Origin of the sequence: Gordonia sp. (in: high G+C Gram-positive bacteria), assembly GCF_047600385.1 — a bacterium.
Classification (GTDB): domain Bacteria; phylum Actinomycetota; class Actinomycetes; order Mycobacteriales; family Mycobacteriaceae; genus Gordonia.
Map to the genome: position 1 here is coordinate 354506 of NZ_JASGKZ010000002.1, position 18576 is coordinate 373081.

Here is an 18576-nt window from a genome sequence, read left to right on the forward strand (position 1 = left end):
CCCCCCAAAAAGGGGCATTGAAGTCAGCGATACGTACCCTCGGAGATAACGAGTACTATCCAGAATATGTCCTACCGAGATTTGCCACACCCTTCGATCTCTGGTGGCGCCACCACACTATAGGAGACCTAAATAATCCTCCACTTCTACGAATTTTGACTAATAATGCCCTTTAGGTCCTCAGGGCTCTTCCATGGAATCCTCCTGTGAACCATCACATGACAATTTGCGCAAACCAAGACAAGATCTTCGAGCGTAGTCACAACTGGCCCTGAGATATGAAGTGGGACAATATGGTGCACATGCGTATAGCCTGCACCAAGTTCTCCGTATCTTTCCTCAAAGTCAAATCCACAAGCCTCACACGATATTGACTGCCGTCGTGCCAGCGAGTCATCAATCTTCTGCCTCCGTAGCCTAGGGTCACGTTCACGATGAACCACCAACCTTCGCGCTACGGCACCTTCAAACCCGGAAGCACTTCCAGAATCAGCGCCAATTGCGTCAAGGTCGACAAAATCAGCATCATCAGAACTCTGAATTAGGGCTAGCGCCAATAACTCCGGTTCTCTATGAAACTGCCCAGCCAACTGGACCATGAGATCAGGATTCTCCTTGAACGCAGCAGCCACCTCTCTAGTTCGACGACCACCCCGAGTTGCTTTAATTCCGCTGTTCGGCCTGACAGTACGTAAGTCCTCAAACTTACGCTGAACAGAATCCACACTCCGAAACTTCGAGTCCACCGCATAGGAAGGATTCACATAACGCAGAAGTTTCGAAAGCTCGATTGCCCGGTCATCACTCGCTCGGATTGTTCCACGCCAACCGTCAGCCTCTAGAATCGCTCCCGCAACAATCAACTCCGGCCAGGTCCAATCAGGTCTTTTCGCCATATCGCGCTACTCGTTCAGTCGTCGTCCTCGTCGTCCCGTTCGTACTTCACGACCATCGCCGGCACCACCGGCTCGCTCACCGCGATCTCCAGCTTCCGCTCCTGGACCTCGATCGGGTCCTTCTTCACGGTGCGTTTGGGGAAGAAGAACGACGGGGGCCGCTTCTCCTCGGGTTTCTCCTCGATCTTCTTCTCGACCTTGGTCTTCCGCTCGACCGCAGTCTTCTTCTCGACCGTGGTCTCGCTGCGTCCGGGAAGCTCACCGGTCGACCGTCGACCTCGTGACCTGGGGCGATCGGCGGACTTGCCGAGGTCGGCCGCTTTCGAGTGATCGCTCGTCGTCGAACGTTCGGGGGTGCCCGGCAGCCACTGCGGTTTGGGTTCCGCGATCGGGCGCGTCGGCGGCACCGCGGGGGTGGGCGTCGGCGGCGGGGGGAACGCGGCGACCATCGGCGTCTGCGGTTTCGGAGCCGGCTCCGAGAGCGCTCCGGTCAACGGCGTCGCACTCCCCTTGTAGGTGGGGAACTCGAAGTAGAACGAGGCCGGGTCGTCCAGAGGAGCGTCGTCCTTCGGCTCCGCGGGTTTCTTCGCGAACGGATCCGGAGTTCCGAAGGCGGCCGCGTCGCCGTACACGTGCTGTCCGGCGAGACCTCCCCCGTGCCGTCCCGGTTTACCGGTCTTCGTGAGCGGCACCACCGGCGAGCCCGACTCGTGTCTGCCGACGGGTGCCGCCGACGGGTCGGATCCGCTTCCGGCCTGGTGCCGCCCCAGACCGGAGAGCAGGTCGGGGTCGGTGGCGGCGAAAGGCGATTCGACGCGGCCCGCCGCTTCGCTGCCGACGGGCTCGCCCGCCGGGCCGGAACCGTACAGGCCGACGGCCGGGAACGATCCCGAGGGCGGGGAACCGTAGAGACCCGTGGAGAACTCGCTCGGCGGCGTGGAACCGTACAGGCCGACGGTGGGGAACTCTCCGGACGGGCCGGCGGCGGGCGTCGAACCGTAGACGCCTGCCGCGAACTCACCGGCCGGCGGCGAACCGTACACGCCGGCCGCACCGGCGCCGTAGGCACCGGCGGCGGACTCTCCCGAAGACGACACCGCGCTGTACGCGGTGGCACCGTGACCGGCGGTCTGCGGCTCGGGGAGTATGACGGGCACCGTGGCGGCCTGCGCGGCGGCTTCGGCGGCGGCCGCCGCGGCCTCCTCCTTCTCCACCTGCGCCAGCGCCTCGTCGTACGACAGCCCGAGGTACTTGCGCCACGTGTTCTCCACGCGCGGCGTCACGCCGTCGACGCCCGCGGCGTTCTCCGCGGCCCGCACCTGTTTCATCAGCGCCATCACGGCGCGGCGCTGGGCGTCCTCCAGGCTGTCGCGCGCCTGCTTGCGCACGGGGATGTCGATGCGGGTGAGGTTCGGGCTGATCGCGTCGCGCGGGAATCCGGCGGCGCCCAGCCGTTCGAACAGCTTCTGCGTCAGTGCGAGCGCCGGCTGAGAGGTGACGAGGCCGTCGAGCACGCTCCCCCGGTTCCGCTCGGCCGATTTGCGCTCCTCCCACTCCCGGATCTGGCGCTCCAGGTCCACGCGCTCACCCGCCAGCACACCGGGCGTCCGGTACGAGACCTTGCTGATGAAACTGGCGGCGACGTCGTCGATGTCGAACGGATCGATCGCCGCGTCCTCGGCCACGCGCGCGTGGAAGAGGACCTGCAGCAGCAGATCGCCCAGTTCGGAGCAGATCTCGGACTGGTCGTCGCCGTCGAACGCGTCGAGCAGCTCGTAGACCTCCTCCAGGAGGTAGCGGCGCAGCGAATCGTGCGTCTGCTGCTTCTCCCACGGCCCGCTCTTGCGCAGCCGGTCCATCAGCGCGACGGCCTCCAGCAGCTTGGTCCCCTGCACACGCTGGCCGCCGATGAGGCTGTCGCCCCGCGAGATCTGCTGTTTGACCAGCGGATGCTCGGCATCGGACGACAGCACGACGGACCCCGGCATCAGGTCGATCGTCGTGTTCACGTACTCGTACGAGGGCAGATCCCACAGCAGTTTGGGATGGACTTCCTCGGTGACGTAGACGTGCCCGGTCAGCAAGGACACCCCTTGCGCCGGGATCATTTCGGGCAGCGCAGGATCCATCAGGATCACGGGCATGGCACACCTCCGATTAGCTCTGCCCAGAACCTTACTGACAGAAGCACGACGACGAGGGGATGGAGCGCGCGAACCTGGGAATCGTGTCTCCCAGGGAGCATCTCTCTCTGTTTGCTCCATGATGCCCGGAGCAGTCTTGAAGCATGACCAGAACAGAGAACGTGACGTTCACCAGCCAGAACCTCCAGGTCGCGGGCACCGTGTACCTCCCCGAGGGCGACGGCCCCCACCCGGCCGTCGTGATCAGCCACCCCGTCGGCAGCGTCAAGGAGCAGTCGCCGGCCAATTATGCGAAGGTCCTCGCCGACGCCGGTTTCGTCGCCCTGATCTTCGACGCGTCGTACCAGGGCGAGAGCGAGGGCACCCCGCGCCAGCTGGAGGACCCGATCGCCCGCGTCGAGGACATCAAGGCCGCCGTCTCGTACGTCGCCGTCCGCGACGACGTCGACGCCGACCGGATCGGCGCCTTCGGCATTTGCGGTTCGGGAGGCTACGTGCCCTTCGCCGCCGAGACCGACACCCGGATCAAGGCCGTCGCCACCGCCAGCGCCGTCAACATCGGCGACCTCTACCGCGCCGACGCCGAGAGCCTCGCGCAGTTGCTCGAAGATCTCGAACGACGCCCGCACCCGCGCGGCCCGCGGCGAGGAGGCCCCGACCGTGCCGCTGCTGCCGTGCACCCTCGCCGAGGCCGAGCAGCACGCGGAGCGCAGCATGTTCCGCGAGGCGTACGACTTCTACAAGACCTCCCGCGGCCTGCACGAGAACGCTCCGGGCACCCTCGCGGCGAGCAGCTTCGATCGGATCGCGCAGTTCGACGCGTGGCACTTCATCGAGATGATCGCCCCGCGCCCGCTGCTGATGATCGCCGGTGCCGACGCCGACACCCTCGCGCAGTCGGAGGCCGCGATCGCCAAGGCTCGGGAGCCGAAGGAGCTGTACGTGGTCGACGGCGCCTCGCACGTCGACCTGTACGACGTCCGCGTCCCGGACGTCGCCCCCAAACTGATCGAGTTCTTCACCGAGAACCTCTGATCACCCCCGGAGAAGCGGGGTGGACGGCCACACGCCGTCCACCCCGCTTCTCGCGTGTCCGACGACGTACGACGACGAGGCGCGCAGCGCCCCTTCGACGCGGTCGACTCACTTCGTTCGTCGCCCGGCTCGGGGAACTGCGAGGTGGCTTTCCCCGCGATGCCGCCATCGGCGAGGAGACACGTCACATCCGCCGATCGAGCCCGACTCGGGAGCGGCGAGGAGGCGCGCCGCATCCGCCGGCTGAGCCCCGCGAGGAACGAAGTGACGAGCGGGTGTCGAAGCCCCCGACCCACGACCCCTGAGCCCGGGCGTCCGGTCTCGACTTTGCTCGACCGGCGAGAGGCGTCAGGCGCCGAGCGGCTTCAAGGTGGTCAGGAACGTCCCCAGGTACCCGATCAGCTCGTCGTCGCGCAGCCGCGGCGAGCCCATGCCGCCGGTCCGCGGGATCGGGAGGGTGACGGTGTGCGTCGTCGCGCGGTACTGCGCCGACGAGTACAGCCGCGCCAGGCGCACCTGCTCGCTGTCGATCAGCAGCATCGGCGCCAGGCGCACGTTGGTGCCGGCGAGGGTCACCTCGGTGACGCCGCGCTCCCGGCACTTGATCCGTAGGCGCGCGATCGACGCGAGCCGCTGCGTCTGGACCGGCGGCTCGCCGTAGCGGTCCTCGAGTTCGGTGAGGACCTCGTCCACCTCGGTGTCCGACGATGCCGACGCCAGCTTCCGGTACGCCTCCAGGCGCAGCCGGTCGGCCTCGACGTACTCCACCGGGATGTGCGCGTCGACCGGCAGATCGATGCGCACCTCCTTGGTCTCCTCCTGGCTCACGGCCTGGCCGTCGGCCGCGGCCCGGTACGCCTCGACGGCCTCGCCGACCAGGCGCACGTACAGGTCGAAGCCGACGCCGGCGACGTGCCCGGACTGCTCGGCGCCGAGCACGTTGCCCGCGCCGCGCAGCTCCAGATCCTTCAGCGCCACCGCCATGCCCGCGCCGAGTTCGTTGTTCTGCGCGATGGTCGCGAGCCGGTCGTAGGCGGTCTCGGTGAGCGGCTTGTCCGCGCTGTAGAACAGGTACGCGTACCCGCGTTCCCGCGAACGCCCCACCCGACCGCGCAGCTGGTGCAGCTGCGACAGACCGAGATTCTCCGCGCGGTCGACGATCAGCGTGTTCGCGTTCGAGATGTCCAGGCCGGTCTCGATGATCGTCGTACAGACCAGGATGTCGTATTCGCGGTTCCAGAAGCCGTCGACCGTCTTCTCCAGCAGTTCCTCCGGCATCTGCCCGTGCGCGACGGCGATCTTCGCCTCCGGCACCATCCGCGCGATGGCCTTGGCGGTCTTGTCGATGGTCGAGACCCGGTTGTGCACGTAGAACACTTGACCGTCGCGCAGCAGTTCACGACGGATGGCCGCGCCGACCTGCTTCTCCGAGTACGCGCCGACGTACGTGAGCACCGGGTGCCGTTCCTCCGGCGGCGTCAGGATGGTGGACATCTCGCGGATCCCCGCCATCGACATCTCCAGGGTGCGCGGGATCGGCGTCGCCGACATCGTCAGGACGTCGACGTGCGTGCGCAACGACTTGATGTGCTCCTTGTGCTCGACGCCGAAGCGCTGCTCCTCGTCGACGATCACCAGGCCGAGGTCCTTCCAGATCACCCCGGTCTGCAGCAGCCGATGCGTGCCGATCACGATGTCGACCTCGCCGGCGGCCATCTCCCGGATGATCTCCTTGGACTCGGCCGGGGTGGTGAAGCGCGAGAGTCCGCGCACCTTGACCGGGAACCCCGCCATGCGTTCGGCGAACGTCTGCAAATGCTGGCCGGCGAGGATCGTGGTGGGCACCAGGACCGCGACCTGCTTGCCGTCCTGCACCGCCTTGAACGCCGCGCGGACCGCGATCTCGGTCTTGCCGTAGCCGACGTCGCCGACGATCACCCGGTCCATCGGGACCGCCTTCTCCATGTCGGCCTTCACCTCGGCGATCACCGTCATCTGGTCGACGGTCTCGGTGAAGTCGAAGGCGTCCTCCATCTCCCGCTGCCACGGGGTGTCCGGGGCGAACGCGTGCCCCGGCGCCGCATGCCGCGCCGCGTACAGCTGCACCAGTTCACCGGCGATCTCGCGCACGGCCTTGCGCGCCTTGCGTTTGGTGTTGGCCCAGTCGCTGCCGCCGAGCTTGCTGAGCGAGGGCTGCTCGCCGCCGACGTACCGGGACAGCTGGTCGAGCGAATCCATCGGGACGAAGAGCCGGTCGCCCGGCTGGCCGCGCTTGCCCGGCGCGTACTCGAGCACCAGGTATTCGCGGCGGGCGCCCTGGATGGTGCGCTCGATCATCTCGACGAACTTCCCGATGCCGTGCTGGTCGTGGACCACCATGTCGCCCGCGGTCAGGGCCAGCGGATCCACCTGGTTCCGCCGTTTGGCGGGCAGCTTGCGCCCGTCCTTCACCCCGACCACGCGGGCACCGGTCAGGTCGGCCTCGGTGACGATGACGAGAGACCCCTCGACACGGGCGCCTGCGTCGCCCGGCTCGGGGATCGACGGATCCGGTCGGGCGGGTGCGGACGCGATCGCGGGGCAGACCAGGCCGTGCCGCAGCGTGCCGTGGTACACCGACACCGCATCGTCGGCGGGCTCGGCGCCGTCGTCCATCAGCCGCGCCGGGACCTCGGCCTCCCCCAGCCGTTCGACGAACCGCTGCGCCGTGCCCCGGCCCGCCGCGACCACCGCCGCCCGCCCGCCCGACGCCAGCTGCGCCCGCAGTCCGGCGAGGAGGTCGGCGATCGCGGAGTCGTCGCCGTGCGGAACCGGGCCGGGCTGCAGATCGAGCTCCACCTCGGTGCCGCTGCCCGACGAGATCGGGCTGAGGGTCCACCACGACCGACCCGCCTCGATCGTCGTGCGCTCCACCTCGGCCATCGACCGGTAGGCGCTGGCCTGCAGGTCGACGCTCCCGGCCTGCACCGGGGCGCCCGCACCGAGCGCGGCCGCGTTCCACGACGCCTCCAGGAACTCCGCACCGGTGCGCTCCAGGTCGGCGGCGCGGGTGCGCACCTTCTCCGGATCCAGCACCAGGACGCGGGTGTTCTCCGGAAACACCTCGGTGAGCAGCTGCATCCCCTCGCCCCCTGAGCCCGTTCCCTCGCCTCCCGAGCCCGTTCCCTCGCTCCCTGAGCCCGTTCCCTCGCTCCCTGAGCCCGTCGAAGGGATCAAAGCCGGGATCATGGCCTCCATGCCCTCGACGGGGATGCCCTCGGAGAGCTTGGTGAGCATCTCGGCGAGCGCCTCGTCGTCGGTGGTCTCGGCGAGTTCGGCGGCGCGCTCGCGCACCTGCCCGGTGAGGACCAGCTCGCGGCACGGGTGGATCAACACCCCGCCGCTCCCCGAGCCGCCTCCGAACCCGGATCCCGTCGAAGGGTCGATCTCCGGCTGCGTGCGCTGGTCGGCGACCGAGAACGCGCGCAGGTCGGTGATCTCGTCGCCCCAGAACTCCACGCGCACCGGGAAGTCGGCCGTCGTCGGGAACACGTCCAGGATGCCGCCGCGGACGGCGAACTCACCGCGTCGTCCGACCATGTCGACGCGTTCGTAGGCCATCTCGACCAGCTGCTCGACGAGGGCGTCGAAGTCGAGTTCGATCCCCTCGCGCAGCGTGACGGTCCGCAGCGAGCCCAGCCCCGGCGCCATCGGCTGGATCAGCGAGCGCACCGTGGTGATCACCACGCGCAGCGGATCGCCGGCCGGATCGGCCAGGCGATGCAGCACCGCCAGACGCCGACCGACGGTGTCGGCGCTCGGCGAGAGACGCTCGTGCGGCAGCGTCTCCCACGACGGGAACTGCGCCACCGCGTCCGCGCCGACCATCTCGGCGAGCTCCTTGGTGAGGTCGTCGGCCTCCCGCCCGTTCGCGGCCACCACCAGGAGCGGACCCGGCCCGATCCGGGCGAGCGCGGCCGCCACGAACGGCCGGGAGGGATCCGGAGCGGTCAGAGCGAGCCGCGGGGCGGTGGCCTTTTCCCGGAGGACCCCGAAGGCACCGTCGCGTGTGGCGTAGGCGTTCAGCCCGGACAGAGAGGGAGTGGTCGACACTCCCGTCATTCTAGATGAGTGATTCCCGGTGATCCCGCATGACCAGCGCGGATACGCGGGGACTCGGCGAACAACGGCCTCCCCGCCCCCGACCCTGTCGCGGTTCTCGTCGGGAACCGAGACCGGTGTCGCGGTTCTCGTCGGCATCGGGCAAGAACCGCGACGCGGAGACGGCCGTACCGCCTACGACCCCAGCAGCGACGCCCCGAGCGGCGCCTGCGGCGACGCCCCGGGCAGGATCGCGTACACCGCCGAGCCGATCGGGGTGGTCCACTCGTTGAGGTCGTCGTGCTCGGACAGGCGCTGCTGTACCGGGACGAACTGTCGTACCGGATCACGCTGGAACGCGGTGAAGATCAGCCCGGAGTTCGAGGTGTCCGGGGTCCCTTCGACGGGCTCGGGGAACGACGAACCCGACTCTGGGAGCGACGGACGGGGTTCCGGCGGCTCGTCGTAGTTGTAGCTCCGCCGGAGGAACTGTTCGTGATCGGACCGCCGGTGCGCCCGCGCCACGTGCGACGACGGCGGGATCACCGGGATGCCGCCGCGCATCGCGGTGAAGTCGGGCGTGTCGTGCTCCTCGGTGCCGGTCAACGGCGCCCCGTTGGTGAGATTCCGGCCCACCACCTGCTCGCGGGGCCCGCGGTCGAGTTCCTCCCACTTGTCCATGTGCATGGCGATCCGGCGGATCACCATCGAGGTGCCGCCGGCCATCCAGGGCTGTTCGGCGCCGTCGTCCCAGATCAGTTCGTCGTTCCGCGCGGGGTCCGGCTGTTCGGTGCCGTCGACCTGGCCGAACAGGTTCCGCTGCGTCTGCGTGTCCGGCTGGGTCCCGCGGGCGGTCCGGAAGCCCCGCTGCACCCACCGGATCCGCAGTCGGGTCCGCACCGACGCGGTCAGGATGCGGGTCGCGTGCGCCAGGGCGACGGGGTCGTCGGACGCGATCAGCAGCAGGACGTCGGTCTGCCCCCACCGCTCCTGCAGCCGGTCGATCGTGAACGCCGGCAGCGGCCTGAGCCACGACGGCCGGCGGGCCGCGAGCTTCGGCACGTCGAACACCCGCGGCCCGAGTCCGACGGTCACCGTCGTCTTCGACGGAGCCACCGCCAGTTCGGGTTCGGGGTCGCCGAGCGCGGGTTCGCCCCGGGTGAGCCGCGCGGCGTCCTCGGTCCACAGTCTCAGTGCGCCGGCCAGCGCCGACGTCTCCGCCGGATCGATCAGATCCAGTCCGATGTAGTTCGCGTGCGCGGCTTCGGGCGTGGTGATCCCCGCCTGATGCCGGCCGTAGAACTCCACGGTCCGTCCGCCCGGTGCGGAACCGGACGACGAGCATCCGGTTCCGACCGCGGCGGCACCGAGGCCCAGGCCCGCGAGGCCTGCGGTTCCGGTGAGGAGACGACGGCGCGAGATCCCGGCGGATCCGCGCGCGATCACTGGTGGTAGTCCTCCTGGTTACCGCTGAAGTCGCGCGCGATCGCGTCGACCTTCTTGACGGATCCGTCGGCCAGCCGCAACTCGAACGACACCGTGTCGCCCGCCTTGATCGGCTGGGTGAGCCCCATCAGCATGATGTGGTCGGCGCCCGCCTTCAGCTCCACCGAGCTCTTGGCGCCGATCGCGTAGCCGTCCTTCTTCTCCCGCATCACCGCGGAACCGGCGCCCGGCACGATCTCGTGCAGTTCGGCCTTCTCGGCGGTCGGACTGCTTGCGGAGACCACCCGGATCTCGGTGTCGGAACTGTTCTTCAGGACGCCGAACGCGGCGGTCATGCCGTTGTCGGCGGCCTTGACCCATTGGTCGGCCACCGTGAGGGACGCGGCCTGTTCGGCGGTGGAGTCGTTGCTGCCGCACCCGGTCGCGATCAGGACCGGGGCGAGGACGGCGACCAGAGCGGTCGCTGAAGAGAACGTACGGCGAATCGCCATGAGTGAGAAACCTTCTGCTGGGTAGGTGAAGTGTGTCGAGAGCTCACGCCGCGACGGGCGGAGCACGCATCCCTACCGGCAGAGCGGGTCGAAGACCGTGCGGTGCGGGCGCACCGGGGTACCGGCGAACGACGTACGACGACGCCGCGGGCCGGAACCCGGCGCCGGCCACCCGCCACGACGTCACCGCCCCGAGCAGCCAGTGCAGCGCGGCCAGCGCCAGCACGGCGGCGGGGAGCGCGGCGGCGTGCCAGGCGAGCATGCCGAGCGTGTTCGCCTCGTGCGGATGTCCGGCGTGCGCGCCGAGGAGCGTCAGCGCGCCGTGGGCGGCGAGCTGACCCGCGACCAGCACTCCGGCGAGCGGACCGAGGGTGCTCTTCGAGTCGGCCGCGGGCGCGTCGTCGTCGTTCCCGATCCGCCTGGGCCGCCCGGACCGCGCCGGTGCCCACCGCGACCGCGGCGAAGAGCACCACGTGCCGCGCGTCGGGGCGGAGTCCCCCGGCGAACCCGTGCGCGGCGATGCCGAGGATCACGGAGACGGCCCCGGCCGACAGGCCGTCCACTCGCGCGATCATGCCGCCAAGGTTACTACCGGGGGTATCGGGTCAGAGAATCAGCGGACGCTGCATCACGACGCAGTCGAGCACCTGTCCGGATTTCTCGCTCACCCCGGGCAGGCGGCCGGTCTCCACGAATCCCAGCTTCCGATGCAGCGTGATCGAACCCGCCCGTTCGGCGGAGATCATCGCGACCACCACCCGCACGCGCTCCGGATCCGCGGCGTCCAGGAGCGCACCGAGCAGTCGGGTGCCGTATCCGCGTCCGGTCGCGTCCTCCCGCAGGTAGACGGTGTCCTCGACGGTCCGCCGCCACCCGCCGCGCCCCCGGAAGTCGGCGAGATACGCGAACCCCTGCAGAGTCTCGTCGTCGACGACGACGAGGAACGGCAGCCCGTCCTCGGCGAGAGTCGAGAACTTCTCCTGCCAGGCCGCCAGATCCGGTGTTTCGAGCGCCCACGTCGCGGTCGTGTTCTCGACGTAGTGGGCGTAGAGCTCGGTGATCGCGGGCAGGTCGTCCGCGGTGGCGGCGCGGATCACGCGTCACCGCCGGTGTCCGCGACGGTCTCGACCGGCTCCGTGTAATCGGGTGCGACGAGCACCGGATCCGCGTCCAACCGGGTGAGACCGTTCCAGCAGAGGTTCACCAGATGTGCGGCGACCACCTCCTTCGCGGGTTCGCGGACGTCGAGCCACCACTGCGCCGTGACCGAGACCATGCCGACGAGCGCCTGGGCGTACAGGGGGGCGAGGGACGGGTCGAAGCCGCGCCGCTCGAAGTCGCCGGCGAGGATGTGCTCCACCTGGCTGATGGCGTCGTTCAGGAGACTTCCGTAGCGGGAACCCTCGTCGGTCCCGGCCGTCGACTCGCCGCGCACCAGGATCTGGAAGCCGTCGGTCCGCTCCTCCATGTACGTCAGGAGTGCGAGCGCCACCTGCTGGATGCGGTACAGCGAACGATTCTTGCTGAGCGACGACGTCACCATCTCCAGGAGCGTCTCCATCTCCCGGTCGACGACGACGGCGTACAACCCCTCCTTGCCGCCGAAGTGCTCGTAGACGATCGGTTTGGAGACGCCCGCACGCTGCGCGACCTCCTCGATCGAGGTGCCCTCGAAGCCTCGCTCGGCGAACAACCCCCGAGCGACTTCGATCAGTTGCAGACGACGCTGCGCCCCCGTCATCCGCGCACGAGGCGCCTTGACCACTTCTTCGGAACCCTTGTCCGGCCGACCCACTGCCATGGGTTCCAGCCTATGCCCGCGACGGACCGTGCCTGCGCATGATTCCCCCGGTCGGAGTGGACGGATGCCCCGGCCGGACCCTCATCGGCAGAATCGGTGTGCGATTCCCGCCGTGCAGTTCGACCCCGAGAGCGGTCTTCGAGGAAGAATGTCGTCATGACCGCCGACACCCCGGAGAAACGCCCCGGTCCGTTCACCCGTCTCGCCCACCGATACCAGTACGTGCGGCACAACCACCGCTACGGCATCGTCTTGCGCTACGTGACGATCGTGGTCGGTGTACTCGTCACCGCCGTCGGCATCGTCACCATCCCCTACCCCGGACCGGGCTGGGCGGTCGTGTTCGTCGGCCTCCTCATCCTGTCGCAGGAACTCGAATGGGCGGCACGACTGCGGCACTGGATCATGGAGAAGCTCAACCGCCTGTACTCCGACCACATCGACGGCAACCGGCTGGCCCAGGCCGGACTCGGCATCGCCACCTGCGCGATCGTCCTCCTCACGCTGTGGCTCACCGGCGCCCTGTCGCTCGCCGGCGGATGGGTGGGCCTCGACTGGGCCTGGCTGTCGTCGCCCTTCAGCAGGTGATCGACCGCGCTCGCTGATCTGGCTGCCCGGCCGCCGGCTGAGCCGAGTGGCGGAACATAGTGACAGCGTCCCCGCCCCGCCGGCTGAGCCGAGTGGCGGAACATAGTGACAGCGTCCCCGCCCCGCCGGCTGAGCCGAGTGGCGGAACGCAGTGAACGACACTCGCGTCGAAGCCCACCCCGTCCCGAGAGAGTGTGGTTTCGACTCGGGGTCGTTCACTCCGTTCACGACCCCGGCTCAACCAACGAAGGGACTCAACCCGCGGAGAGAAGAGAGACCCGACCAGCGGAGGAAAACAGCAGTATTAGAAGAAGCCAGAGAAAACACCCCTGGGATGCAGAAAGACCCTGAACCAGAATCTGGTTCAGGGTCTCCCCTAATGTTGTGTTCGGCGGTGTCCTACTCTCCCACACTGACTAAAGTGCAGTACCATCGGCGCTGGAGGGCTTAGCTTCCGGGTTCGGAATGGGACCGGGCGTTTCCCCTCCGCTAAAACCACCGAAACAATACGAAACAACACCACACCCAACCACCCCAGAAGGGGGGTCGAATGCTCGTGTGTTGTTTCAGAAGCACATAGTGGATGCGACACACCAAAAATTTTTGGTGTTCGGGTGTTATTGTAAGTCCTCGGCCGATTAGTACCAGTCACCTGAACACATCACTGCGCTTACAGTTCTGGCCTATCAACCCCATCATCTGTAGGGGGCCTTACCCCACCGAAGTGGGTGAGAAACCTCATCTTGGAACAGGCTTCCCGCTTAGATGCTTTCAGCGGTTATCCCTTCCGAACGTAGCTAACCAGCAGTGCTCCTGGCGGAACAACTGGCACACCAGAGGTTCGTCCGTCCCGGTCCTCTCGTACTAGGGACAGGTTTCCTCAAGTTTCTAGACGCGCGCGGCGGATAGAGACCGAACTGTCTCACGACGTTCTAAACCCAGCTCGCGTGCCGCTTTAATGGGCGAACAGCCCAACCCTTGGGACCTACTCCAGCCCCAGGATGCGACGAGCCGACATCGAGGTGCCAAACCATCCCGTCGATATGGACTCTTGGGGAAGATCAGCCTGTTATCCCCGGGGTACCTTTTATCCGTTGAGCGACACCGCTTCCACTTGCCGGTGCCGGATCACTAGTCCCGACTTTCGTCCCTGCTCGACATGTACGTCTCACAGTCAAGCTCCCTTGTGCACTTACACTCAACACCTGATTGCCATCCAGGCTGAGGGAACCTTTGGGCGCCTCCGTTACACTTTAGGAGGCAACCGCCCCAGTTAAACTACCCACCAGGCACTGTCCCTGAACCCGATCAGGGTCCGAGGTTAGAAGCCCAATACGATCAGAGTGGTATTTCAACAACGACTCCACCAACACTAGCGTGCCCGCTTCACAGTCTCCCACCTATCCTACACAAACCGTACCGAACACCAATACCAAGCTATAGTGAAGGTCCCGGGGTCTTTTCGTCCTGCCGCGCGTAACGAGCATCTTTACTCGTACTGCAATTTCGCCGAGTCTGTGGTTGAGACAGCAGAGAAGTCGTTACGCCATTCGTGCAGGTCGGAACTTACCCGACAAGGAATTTCGCTACCTTAGGATGGTTATAGTTACCACCGCCGTTTACTGGGGCTTAAATTCTCAGCTTCACCACCCAAAAGATGATTAACCGGTCCTCTTAACCTTCCAGCACCGGGCAGGCGTCAGTCCGTATACATCGTCTTACGACTTCGCACGGACCTGTGTTTTTAGTAAACAGTCGCTTCTCTCTGGTCTCTGCGACCACCCCCAGCTCAAACAGTAAATGTCGTCACCAGGTGTGGTCCCCCTTCTCCCGAAGTTACGGGGGCAATTTGCCGAGTTCCTTAACCACAGTTCTCTCGATCGCCTTAGTATTCTCTACCTGACCACCTGTGTCGGTTTGGGGTACGGGCCGTGCACCAACTCACTAGAGGCTTTTCTCGGCAGCATAGGATCACAGAATTCACCTCAACGGCTACGCATCACCCCTCACCCTCAAGGAACACGGATTTACCTATATTCCGGGCTACAGGCTTACACCACGACAACCAACCGCGTGGCCCTGCTACCTTCCTGCGTCACCCCATCGCTTGACTACTACAGCCAAGGTCCCACGCAGCCACCCCCAAACAATCCCGAAGGACTGAGAAGAAGTTTTTGGGTGGTTAGTACAACTGCCTCGCCACTGGGCGCGGATACACGGGTACGGGAATATCAACCCGTTGTCCATCGACTACGCCTGTCGGCCTCGCCTTAGGTCCCGACTCACCCTGGGCGGATTAACCTGGCCCAGGAACCCTTGGTCATTCGGCGGACAAGTTTCTCACTTGTCTTTCGCTACTCATGCCTGCATTCTCACTCCCACACCCTCCACAACCCATCACCAGGCTGCTTCCCAGAGTGCAGGACGCTCCCCTACCCAACCACACCACTACACAAGAACCCGTAGATCCTCATGGATGTTTTGTGTGATTGCCGCGGCTTCGGCGGTGTACTTGAGCCCCGCTACATTGTCGGCGCAGGACCACTTGACCAGTGAGCTATTACGCACTCTTTCAAGGATGGCTGCTTCTAAGCCAACCTCCTGGTTGTCTAAGCAATCCCACATCCTTTTCCACTTAGTACACGCTTAGGGGCCTTAGCCGGCGATCTGGGCTGTTTCCCTCTCGACTACGAAGCTTATCCCCCGCAGTCTCACTGCCATGCTCTCACTTACCGGCATTCGGAGTTTGGTTGACGTCAGTAACCTAGTGGGGCCCATCGGCCATCCAGTAGCTCTACCTCCGGCAAGAAACACATGACGCTGCACCTAAATGCATTTCGGGGAGAACCAGCTATCACGGAGTTTGATTGGCCTTTCACCCCTACCCACAACTCATCCCCTCCATTTTCAACTGAAGTGGGTTCGGGCCTCCACCACATCTTACTGTGGCTTCACCCTGGCCATGGGTAGATCACTCCGCTTCGGGTCTAGACCCAGCGACTCAAAACGCCCTATTCAGACTCGCTTTCGCTACGGCTACCCCACCACGGGTTAACCTCGCCACTGAGCACTAACTCGCAGGCTCATTCTTCAAAAGGCACGCCATCACCCACCAACCCCAAGGATTGCGCAGGCTTTGACGGATTGTAAGCGTCCGGTTTCAGGTACTATTTCACTCCCCTCCCGGGGTACTTTTCACCTTTCCCTCACGGTACTCGTCCGCTATCGGTCACCAGGAAGTATTTAGGCTTACCGGGTGGTCCCGGCAGATTCACAGCAGATTCCACGAGCCCGCTGCTACTCGGGAAACATCGAAACCAGGCATTGCGTTTTCAGTTACCGGACTCTCACCGTCTACGGCAGACCATCCCAGGCCACTTCACCTAACACAACACTTTCTCAACTGGCCGACCAGCCGGCAGACCGATCCACGACACTCCCACAACACCACACGCACAACCCCTGCCGAGTATCACATACGCGCGGTTTAGCCTCATCCACTTTCGCTCGCCACTACTCACGGAATCACAATTGTTTTCTCTTCCTGCGGGTACTGAGATGTTTCACTTCCCCACGTTCCCCCCGCACCGGCTATACATTCACCGGGCGGTAACACCACATCACTGGTGCTGGGTTTCCCCATTCGGACACCCTCGGATCACAGCTCGTTTGACAACTCCCCGAGGCCTATCGCGGCCTACCACGTCCTTCATCGGCTCCTGGTACCAAGGCATCCACCGAACGCCCTAAAACACTTACAACAACACCCACAAACACACCCCCACACCCACCAGCAAAAACCAGCAAGCAACAAGGATACGAATGTGGAGTCCCACAAACACATGAGTAAAAACTGTGCCCAAAAAATTGAACAACAGAAACCAAAATGTTTAATTGCAGTACAAACACCAAAACTCAGAAGTCCTGATCTCCAGGGCCTTGATTATTGATGCTCGCATCCACTATGCACTTCTCAAACAACACACACCCACCCACCCCATACACACGAAAACATCGCGCGCGGTAGTCAGCGAGCACAGTTAGAGTCAACCCCACAACCAATCCCCTCCATCTAGTGGAAGAGTTCGGCGGGTGTTTTCTCAGAACCCCGATAGTGTGTGACATCGTCTGACCCGGTCACCCGGTATCAGTCCACCCCACCGTTTTCCGTCACAGTGACAGAAACAGTATATCGGATGGTTTTCTTGTGTTTCACCCTCGAACAAACACGCGGCCGGCCATGAACAGACCTGAAACCACTTGTTGTTGTTTGCTCCTTAGAAAGGAGGTGATCCAGCCGCACCTTCCGGTACGGCTACCTTGTTACGACTTCGTCCCAATCGCCGATCCCACCTTCGACCACTCCCTCCCCGAGGGGTTGGGCCATGGGCTTCGGGTGTTACCGACTTTCATGACGTGACGGGCGGTGTGTACAAGGCCCGGGAACGTATTCACCGCAGCGTTGCTGATCTGCGATTACTAGCGACTCCGACTTCATGGGGTCGAGTTGCAGACCCCAATCCGAACTGAGACACGCTTTAAGGGATTCGCTCCACCTCACGGTATCGCAGCCCTCTGTACGCGCCATTGTAGCATGTGTGAAGCCCTGGACATAAGGGGCATGATGACTTGACGTCATCCCCACCTTCCTCCGAGTTGACCCCGGCAGTCTCCTGCAAGTCCCCGGCATAACCCGCTGGCAATACAGGACAAGGGTTGCGCTCGTTGCGGGACTTAACCCAACATCTCACGACACGAGCTGACGACAGCCATGCACCACCTGTACACCAACCACAAGGGAAACGATATCTCTACCGTCGTCTGGTGTATGTCAAACCCAGGTAAGGTTCTTCGCGTTGCATCGAATTAATCCACATGCTCCGCCGCTTGTGCGGGCCCCCGTCAATTCCTTTGAGTTTTAGCCTTGCGGCCGTACTCCCCAGGCGGGGTACTTAATGCGTTAGCTACGGCACAGAATCCGTGAAATGGACCCCACACCTAGTACCCACCGTTTACGGCGTGGACTACCAGGGTATCTAATCCTGTTCGCTCCCCACGCTTTCGCTCCTCAGCGTCAGTTACTACCCAGAGACCCGCCTTCGCCACCGGTGTTCCTCCTGATATCTGCGCATTTCACCGCTACACCAGGAATTCCAGTCTCCCCTGTAGTACTCAAGTCTGCCCGTATCGCCTGCACGCCTGCAATTGAGTTGCAGGATTTCACAGACGACGCGACAAACCGCCTACGAGCTCTTTACGCCCAGTAATTCCGGACAACGCTTGCACCCTACGTATTACCGCGGCTGCTGGCACGTAGTTGGCCGGTGCTTCTTCTCCAGGTACCGTCACAAAAGCTTCGTCCCTGGCGAAAGAGGTTTACAACCCGAAGGCCGTCATCCCTCACGCGGCGTCGCTGCATCAGGCTTGCGCCCATTGTGCAATATTCCCCACTGCTGCCTCCCGTAGGAGTCTGGGCCGTGTCTCAGTCCCAGTGTGGCCGATCACCCTCTCAGGTCGGCTACCCGTCGTCGCCTTGGTGGGCCGTTACCCCACCAACAAGCTGATAGGCCGCGGGCCCATCTCACACCGCACAAGGCTTTCCACCACCGACCATGCAGCCGGTGGTCCTATCCGGTATTAGACCCAGTTTCCCAGGCTTATCCCAAAGTGTGAGGCAGATCACCCACGTGTTACTCACCCGTTCGCCACTCGAGTACCCTGCAAGCAGGGCCTTTCCGTTCGACTTGCATGTGTTAAGCACGCCGCCAGCGTTCGTCCTGAGCCAGGATCAAACTCTCCAACAAAAAACCAATCAGAGAAATAGACCTGACCAAAAAATAATCCAAATTCAAAAGAATCAACTGGCAAAAAAATCATCTTGTCAAAAACATGACAGACTCCCTCAAATGCCAGCCGAAAATAGTTGGCACAAGAAAATCCATCACACACTATCGAGTTCTCAAAAAACACACACCCACCAACACCACACCCCGTAAAAACAGCATGCGAACTTCGGTGAACCGGAGCCTGTCACCCGACTCGCGGGCAACTCCACCAGCCTAACCAGGCTCATGGCCGGAAGTCAAACCCGGATT

10 protein-coding genes, 3 rRNA genes and 1 pseudogene are annotated in these 18576 nt (G+C 64.4%); 3 read left to right on the forward strand and 11 right to left on the reverse strand.

The annotated features are described in order from the left end of the window. Nucleotides 1-146: 146 nt before the first annotated feature. Both QM809_RS19170 and QM809_RS19175 read right to left on the reverse strand, forming a co-directional pair. Nucleotides 147-896, reverse strand: a complete 750-nt coding sequence (locus tag QM809_RS19170; RefSeq protein ID WP_415047440.1) for an HNH endonuclease — start codon at nucleotides 894-896, stop codon at nucleotides 147-149. A 14-nt stretch (nucleotides 897-910) separates the two neighbouring features. After that, the gene (locus tag QM809_RS19175) at nucleotides 911-3040 is read right to left on the reverse strand and encodes a MazG family protein (RefSeq protein WP_415047441.1); all 2130 of its coding nucleotides are present in this window, start codon (nucleotides 3038-3040) and stop codon (nucleotides 911-913) included. Nucleotides 3041-3183: 143 nt separating this feature from the next. On the opposite strand from QM809_RS19175, the pseudogene QM809_RS19180 reads away from it, so the two are divergent. Continuing rightward, nucleotides 3184-3522: pseudogene (locus QM809_RS19180) on the forward strand (alpha/beta hydrolase); the annotation flags it as partial. Between the two features lie 178 nt (nucleotides 3523-3700). Further along, a complete protein-coding gene (locus QM809_RS19185) occupies nucleotides 3701-4075 on the forward strand; it encodes an alpha/beta hydrolase (RefSeq protein ID WP_415047462.1) in 375 nt (124 codons plus the stop codon). A 348-nt stretch (nucleotides 4076-4423) separates the two neighbouring features. Here the strand turns inward: QM809_RS19185 and mfd are convergent, their stop codons facing one another. From mfd to QM809_RS19215, 6 genes are all read right to left on the reverse strand, one after another. Beyond that, the gene (gene mfd / locus QM809_RS19190) at nucleotides 4424-8167 is read right to left on the reverse strand and encodes a transcription-repair coupling factor (protein ID WP_415047442.1); all 3744 of its coding nucleotides are present in this window, start codon (nucleotides 8165-8167) and stop codon (nucleotides 4424-4426) included. 183 nt (nucleotides 8168-8350) lie between these two features. Beyond that, a complete protein-coding gene (locus tag QM809_RS19195; protein WP_415047443.1) occupies nucleotides 8351-9601 on the reverse strand; it encodes a Dyp-type peroxidase in 1251 nt (416 codons plus the stop codon). Beyond that, entirely contained in the window at nucleotides 9598-10092 is a 495-nt protein-coding gene (locus tag QM809_RS19200; protein WP_415047444.1) for a copper chaperone PCu(A)C, read from the reverse strand. The genes QM809_RS19195 and QM809_RS19200 overlap by 4 nt, the downstream gene beginning before the upstream one ends. A 43-nt stretch (nucleotides 10093-10135) precedes the next feature. Next, the gene (locus tag QM809_RS19205) at nucleotides 10136-10444 is read right to left on the reverse strand and encodes a hypothetical protein (protein ID WP_415047445.1); all 309 of its coding nucleotides are present in this window, start codon (nucleotides 10442-10444) and stop codon (nucleotides 10136-10138) included. Nucleotides 10445-10697: 253 nt separating this feature from the next. Beyond that, complete coding sequence (locus QM809_RS19210; protein ID WP_415047446.1) at nucleotides 10698-11189, reverse strand: GNAT family N-acetyltransferase; 492 nt, start codon at nucleotides 11187-11189, stop codon at nucleotides 10698-10700. Continuing rightward, entirely contained in the window at nucleotides 11186-11893 is a 708-nt protein-coding gene (locus tag QM809_RS19215) for a TetR/AcrR family transcriptional regulator (protein WP_415047447.1), read from the reverse strand. Before QM809_RS19215 ends, QM809_RS19210 begins: the two co-directional genes overlap by 4 nt. Nucleotides 11894-12049: 156 nt before the next feature. Between QM809_RS19215 and QM809_RS19220 the strand changes: the two genes are divergently transcribed. Further along, nucleotides 12050-12481 (forward strand): TIGR02611 family protein, encoded by a 432-nt coding sequence (locus tag QM809_RS19220; RefSeq protein ID WP_415047448.1) that lies wholly within the window; start codon nucleotides 12050-12052, stop codon nucleotides 12479-12481. 386 nt (nucleotides 12482-12867) lie between these two features. On the opposite strand, the gene rrf is transcribed toward QM809_RS19220, so the two are convergent. From rrf to QM809_RS19235, 3 genes are all read right to left on the reverse strand, one after another. Then, nucleotides 12868-12984 (reverse strand): 5S ribosomal RNA (gene rrf, locus QM809_RS19225). A gap of 115 nt (nucleotides 12985-13099) precedes the next feature. Further along, nucleotides 13100-16242: ribosomal RNA gene (locus tag QM809_RS19230) — 23S ribosomal RNA — on the reverse strand. Nucleotides 16243-16762: 520 nt separating this feature from the next. Continuing rightward, nucleotides 16763-18285, reverse strand: a 16S ribosomal RNA gene (locus QM809_RS19235). Together the 16S, 23S and 5S rRNA genes form the textbook arrangement of a ribosomal RNA operon. Nucleotides 18286-18576: the final 291 nt, after the last annotated feature.

Excerpts from the sequence above, each read along its gene's own strand:
- QM809_RS19170 (WP_415047440.1), bottom strand. The coding sequence starts at position 896 with ATGGCGAAAAGACCTGATTGGACCTGGCCGGAGTTGATTGTTGCGGGA.
- QM809_RS19175 (WP_415047441.1), bottom strand. The coding sequence starts at position 3,040 with ATGCCCGTGATCCTGATGGATCCTGCGCTGCCCGAAATGATCCCGGCG.
- QM809_RS19200 (WP_415047444.1), bottom strand. The coding sequence starts at position 10,092 with ATGGCGATTCGCCGTACGTTCTCTTCAGCGACCGCTCTGGTCGCCGTC.
- QM809_RS19215 (WP_415047447.1), bottom strand. The coding sequence starts at position 11,893 with ATGGCAGTGGGTCGGCCGGACAAGGGTTCCGAAGAAGTGGTCAAGGCG.
- QM809_RS19220 (WP_415047448.1), top strand. The coding sequence starts at position 12,050 with ATGACCGCCGACACCCCGGAGAAACGCCCCGGTCCGTTCACCCGTCTC.